The organism is Paraclostridium benzoelyticum (genome assembly GCF_001006285.1).
GTDB classification, from domain to species: domain Bacteria; phylum Bacillota; class Clostridia; order Peptostreptococcales; family Peptostreptococcaceae; genus Paraclostridium; species Paraclostridium benzoelyticum.
In genome coordinates, this window is sequence record NZ_LBBT01000331.1 from 1 (window position 1) to 5,669 (window position 5,669).

9 protein-coding genes are annotated in these 5,669 nt (G+C 23.9%); 3 read left to right on the top strand and 6 right to left on the bottom strand.

The window, feature by feature from the left end:
- Window positions 1-257: 257 nt before the first annotated feature.
- From VN21_RS15915 to VN21_RS15930, 6 genes are all read right to left on the bottom strand, one after another.
- Window positions 258-575, bottom strand: a complete 318-nt coding sequence (locus VN21_RS15915) for a hypothetical protein (RefSeq protein WP_046824124.1) — start codon at window positions 573-575, stop codon at window positions 258-260.
- Between the two features lie 188 nt (window positions 576-763).
- The gene (locus tag VN21_RS15920; RefSeq protein ID WP_046824125.1) at window positions 764-997 is read right to left on the bottom strand and encodes a hypothetical protein; all 234 of its coding nucleotides are present in this window, start codon (window positions 995-997) and stop codon (window positions 764-766) included.
- A gap of 506 nt (window positions 998-1,503) precedes the next feature.
- Window positions 1,504-1,602 carry a Mor transcription activator family protein gene (locus VN21_RS19500; RefSeq protein ID WP_152650841.1) on the bottom strand — a complete coding sequence of 33 codons (99 nt, stop codon included), beginning with the start codon at window positions 1,600-1,602 and terminating at the stop codon, window positions 1,504-1,506.
- Window positions 1,603-1,758, bottom strand: a complete 156-nt coding sequence (locus tag VN21_RS18775; RefSeq protein ID WP_161794420.1) for a hypothetical protein — start codon at window positions 1,756-1,758, stop codon at window positions 1,603-1,605.
- 351 nt (window positions 1,759-2,109) lie between these two features.
- Window positions 2,110-2,487, bottom strand: a complete 378-nt coding sequence (locus tag VN21_RS15925) for a hypothetical protein (RefSeq protein WP_046824126.1) — start codon at window positions 2,485-2,487, stop codon at window positions 2,110-2,112.
- A gap of 2 nt (window positions 2,488-2,489) precedes the next feature.
- Window positions 2,490-3,296: a ParA family protein gene (locus VN21_RS15930; RefSeq protein ID WP_025163103.1), complete on the bottom strand. Its 807-nt coding sequence runs from the start codon at window positions 3,294-3,296 to the stop codon at window positions 2,490-2,492.
- A 1,222-nt stretch (window positions 3,297-4,518) separates the two neighbouring features.
- On the opposite strand from VN21_RS15930, the gene VN21_RS15935 reads away from it, so the two are divergent.
- From VN21_RS15935 to VN21_RS15945, 3 genes are all read left to right on the top strand, one after another.
- A complete protein-coding gene (locus tag VN21_RS15935; protein ID WP_046824127.1) occupies window positions 4,519-4,713 on the top strand; it encodes a class IIb bacteriocin, lactobin A/cerein 7B family in 195 nt (64 codons plus the stop codon).
- A 15-nt stretch (window positions 4,714-4,728) separates the two neighbouring features.
- Window positions 4,729-4,926 (top strand): hypothetical protein, encoded by a 198-nt coding sequence (locus VN21_RS15940; protein ID WP_046824128.1) that lies wholly within the window; start codon window positions 4,729-4,731, stop codon window positions 4,924-4,926.
- 110 nt (window positions 4,927-5,036) lie between these two features.
- The gene (locus VN21_RS15945; protein ID WP_046824129.1) at window positions 5,037-5,654 is read left to right on the top strand and encodes a DUF3267 domain-containing protein; all 618 of its coding nucleotides are present in this window, start codon (window positions 5,037-5,039) and stop codon (window positions 5,652-5,654) included.
- Window positions 5,655-5,669: the final 15 nt, after the last annotated feature.

Sequence of the window (5,669 nt, forward strand, 5' to 3'; positions counted from 1 at the left end):
AAAAATATAATTGTTATTATATTCTAATAGATAATAATTATAAATTTGAAGTAGTTTTATAAAACTTTGTATGTAAAAAGAGTGGTTATATTGAAATTATTACATTTCAATATAACCACTCTTTTTGATTTTTTGAATTTATTTTTATATAAATTTTCAAAGGTTTTATAAGTAATATCAATGCATATATTCCTAATGTAGAAATTAAAGTATATACTATCGCAAATCCATTTTATCATATTTAAAGATGTTATTTTTTAATAAATGAATTTTTTACTTTTTTTATCAATTACAATTGCTTCTATAAAAGCTGATATGAAAATTACACCAAATATTAATACGAGTACACCTATAGGTAAATCAAAAAAATATTTATTTAATATATAAAAGATTTCAATCCCAATTAAAATTACTCCATCTAAGAAATATATTTTAGAATATAACTCTATGTATCCATCTCTATCTTTGATTTTGCTTGAATATAAATATACATATTTCTCAATATCTTTAGTTTCTTTTAATTTTCTGCTTCGCTTAAAAAAGCAAAGTGCTGTTAATATACCTAGAATTGACATTTGCGCTCACTCACTTTCAAGACTATTAAATAAAGAACATATCTTTCTTATTTATTTAAAGATAACATATATCATAATTTAAAATTTTAAAATGGACTAAAATATATAAATTTTGAACTAAAATATACAAAACTACATAAATTTTAAATCTCTTAGATCTTAATACCTGAAATAGCTAATTCAACTTTTTATTTACCCATAAATTTTTTTACTTCTTTCATTTCACTTATACAATATTTACATATTACCATTGATTTAAACTTATTTAGATTTTTATCAGATCCACAAAATGAACAGTTACCACTATGGAGTTCTTTTTTAGATTGTGACATCTTATTCATTTTTAAAGTACTCCTAAACTCTTTTGGAATAATCAATCGACCTATAGCCTCTAGTTTGCTAATTATTATTCCTTGTGTCATGTTTTAGTTCTCCTTTGTTTATTGTTATTTGTACTTATAATATCATTTGTATCATGGATGTTATCGTACAGTTTTGTAAGGCGTTAATGTACCTATCAAAAATGTAAGGATTATTTAAGCTTTGTGTCAGGCTCTTTTAATGTTATAGCTGTATAATAAACTTATCAAATGAAAGATAACTAAAAGGAGGAATTACAAATGACAATAATTTTAGGAAGTTTAATGATAGTTCCATTTATATTAGCAGTAGGAGCAGGGCTAGTAAGCTCAGAATTAGAAGTCGCAAACCAATAATAAGTTTATATAGATAATTAATTGATTAAATATATTTAACGAAATTACCAAATCCCTTTTTATATAGATAAGTCACTTACTAATTAGCTATATAAAATTTAAACTAACAAGTTAATTATAGTAATAGTTTTTTATATAGCTAAGTAAATGTCCACAAAAATAGCTCACTAATCTAATATTTTAGATTAGTGAGCTATTTTTAATTATTATAACTATCTACTATTACGAATAATAGATCTAATATAACTCTCAGACATATTGTAATTACTAGCCAACTCTTTTACATTAAATCCATTAAAATTTTCTATAATCTATCTATCAAGAGCATCTTTATATATCATCTTTTCAGTAGGAAAGTACACAGATGTTCCTCCAAATTCTTTAAATAGCATCTTGGTTATATCCATCCCAACCTTCATAGCTATACTTTCAAATTGTGGAGGTAAATCACTTATTTTTAAATCCATAAAAATAGCCTCCTGTAAAAATTCGTTTCACTTTAAGCTTTAGATTGTATCATTTGATCAAAAGCCTATTTATATGGATATTCTACAAATATTTTAGATTTCCTACTAAATAAAATATTTTATGAAAAAATCTCTAAAAATAATAGTCATTAAATAAGAGTAATATACTTTTACTAGTTACTTAATTTTACTTATATAATACTACAATTAATAAGATATATTTGAATAAAGTTTGAACTAACAAATGGTGTAACAAATTATAAATCAAATAGAAATGTATTTGATTTATAATTTGTTACACCATTTTAATTTAAGTTTGTTATTTAACTTGTAATTAAATCATTAGCATTACTATCTTCTAGCCTTTTTGTTTCTGCTAGTTTTATCATAATCCTTTGCTAATTTATCTATGTTAAAATCATTTGGTAAGTTGCTTTTAGTTGTTTCTAAAGGCCCTTCTAGTATACTCATTACTGTTTTGTTTACAGTTGTATTTTTAAACTTTGATATAGCTTTTAATAGCTTTAAATCATCTTCATCAAAGTATATAGACATAGAAACTTTCTTACTTGATTTCTTGTCTTCTTCCATTTCTAATAAGTTAATTGAATTAGGCTTTACCTCTTCTTCTTCGAATTTAGTTTTTAACTTGTCATCTACTTTTGACTTATAATTTTTTTTAGGTAACTCCACTTTTTCCTCATCTACTAAAAATTTATCTATTCCCATATTTATAACACTTCCTTTTCTTTTAATTCTTCTATTAATTCCCCGAATTCTTCTCTAACCTTATGGCTTCTTTTAATTTTTTTACAATAATCTTCTATGTCTAATTTATTTAATATCGCATTCTTAATTAAAGTTGTATCACTTAACTTGCTTTCTAATAGATCTTGTTTTATATCTTCAAATTGATCTAAATAATCATTAAATATATCTGCAGTAGAAAGTTTTCTTTCAGTGTATGAATTTATAATTACAGCTCTTTTAGCTGTGTTTTCCATTTCCATATCTACTAAGTCTTGATTAAACTTCTTATAAAATAATTCGCACCCTCTTATAGATGCAATATCTTGATATTCTAAAGGAGTTATAATTGAATCTGATACTATCATAAAGTTTCTAGCAATTAGATCATAAGATGGAGATAAATCTATAAATACATAGTCATAATTTTTTAAAGTTTCTATATTAGATTTGAACCATCTCCAAACTGACTTCTCTCTATTAGTCTTAGTTGTAAGAAACTCAGAAAGAACACTTAAACTTAAATCAGATGGTATTAAATCTATATTTGAATACTTTGGAAGTGGAGACTTAATTATAACCTCATCTGCACTTGAGTTATCTGTTAATGCTTCAAACATCGTTTTATCGCTATGTGATACTTTATATAAAAACTGAGTTAAGTTTGCTTGAGTATCTGCATCGATGATTAGAACTTTATTGCCCTCCTTGCTTAATTTAATTGCTGTTAAAGCTGTTAAAGTTGTTTTTCCAACTCCACCCTTTACATTAAAAAATGAACATATTTTCAAAATACTTCCTCCTCTATGGTTAAACAAATACAATAATAATCTGTTTAATAATTAGTTTAACAAATTGTTATTGTATTTGTAATTTTATTTGTTTCAAGATTTCATTTAGAAATTGTTGTATAACTAGTCTATCAAGTTGAGTTATGGTTTGTCAATAAAATAATCGAATGTATTCGGAATAGTTATATTAATAGTAATTACGATATAATAGTTTAAAATCCTTTAATTAAATTTAAGTTTATATGATTTTTATTTTTTTAAGATTAAATATACAACCATCATAAGGGAAATTAATAGAAGTATTAATTTATAAGTTATAAGTAAATTTTCTTTGTATCTCTTTTTCATTTTGGCACCTCACCTTAAAAGTCTTACTTAAAGTAAATACACTTTTAATCACTTCATTAGTTGATTAAGATATAAAATGATTAAACATATAGATACTATAAGTTTTGTTAGTTCTACAATTAAAACCTTCGTATCTTGTTTCATGTTCAATTCTCCTACTTAGTATTTGAGTATATGATATCATGTAGAATGTGTAAGACTGCCGAACAAATTTGTAAGATAGGCAAAATACAATTAAACTTAAATTATTGAAAAATTTAATGTGTTGATAGTTTATTTAATTTTCGTGTTTAATTTTCTAAATTTTATAGTATAATATAAATATAGAAATAAAAAAAAAGAAACTACAATCTAGTGGTATAGATCGAAGTTTCTATGTAAATAAAATATCTATTTATTTAGGTCACTCTTATTGCCGTTAGAGTGACTTTTTGATTGCTATAATAGGTATATTATGCTTAACAATAACACAATTTTCTTTTATCATTATATTTTGTATTACCTACCTGAATTGCAATAGAGACTCTCATATTTACTTATTTAATTAAAATCATTATAAACAGGTGCAAGTCCATTAAAACTATATTCATAGTTAGACCAATCTATTTTCAACACATTTGATATTAAAAGTTTAAGATGCATATACAATTGATAGTGACTTCCTTTTAAATTTATAAATTCATATATTACTGGATACGTAGAGACTTCAACTATAGGAGTAAATAAATTTTTACTTTGTATGAATGGTCTATTTTTATGATTAAATGTTTTAATAAAAACTATTCAGTCATGAAAATGTACTATTCGATCATTTTTATCATATTTTTTAATTTTTTATGTTACTCTTTTATTAACTTAAAAGAGGAGGTAGATTATGGAAAATTCAAAATTTAATGAAATAAGTAAAAATGAATTAGCATCTGTAAATGGGGGTGTTCATCCTTTGGTAGTCCTAGGAGGAGCTTTAACTGTTATAGGTGCAATTAATGAAACTGGAAAATGTGCTGAAAGCTATAATAAGAGCTTTAATAAAAGCTATAAAAAGCGTTTTAAAAATTTTCTAAAATAAGTAGGGGGTATTTTAATGAACGGTAAATTTGAGGAGTTAAATAATTTAAAACTTGAAGAGATAAACGGGGGATTTGATTTCGCTGAGAAAGTAGGTTCATTTTTAGGTGATGCAGTTGCTAAAAGTATGTATAAAAACTGTAAAAAATCTTTGAATAGATCACGTTCTGTTCATATAAAAAGACAAAGCTCTTTTTATAAGAAAAAATGGTAGTATTAAATAATAAAATTATTAGGTTTGAGAAAATGTTAATATAAAAAAATAATCTGACACCTATGTAGATGTCAGATTATTTTTTAATCTTTTATAAAAGGTGGTTTAATATGAAATTTATAAAAAAAATTCCTACTGCTGATCAATCTTTAAAAAAACAACTATTATCTTATGGTTGGACAATAGTTAAAGAGCCTTCGAATATATGGAAATCTATACTTGTATCGATCCCCTTAATGATTTTTTCTATATCGATATATTTAATGCTTATTTTTAATATAAATCAAAGTATATACAAATACTTCGATATTCAAAGTGGACTCTTTTTAACGCTACGAAACATAAATATATTTTCAATACCACTCTTACTAGAAGTATATATATTTACAATAGCACATGAATTAATTCATTTATTATTTATTCCAAATGCATTAAAATCAGATAATGTATACCTAGGAATAACACCATTTTATGGGTTCGTTTACACATCTGAACAAATTTCAAAGTATAGATTTTTGATTAGTAGTATAATGCCTTTTTTTATATTATCTATTATTTTACCAGTGTTACTTAATTTTTTCGGATTTTTAACTATTAATACTTGTTTGTTATGCTTGTTAAATGCTCTTGGATCATCTGTTGATTTATTAAATATAATTTTGATATGTATGCAAGTCCCAAATAAATCTATGCTTATAAATAATGGATTTGAAACTTATTACAAATAAGTTTCAAATCCATTT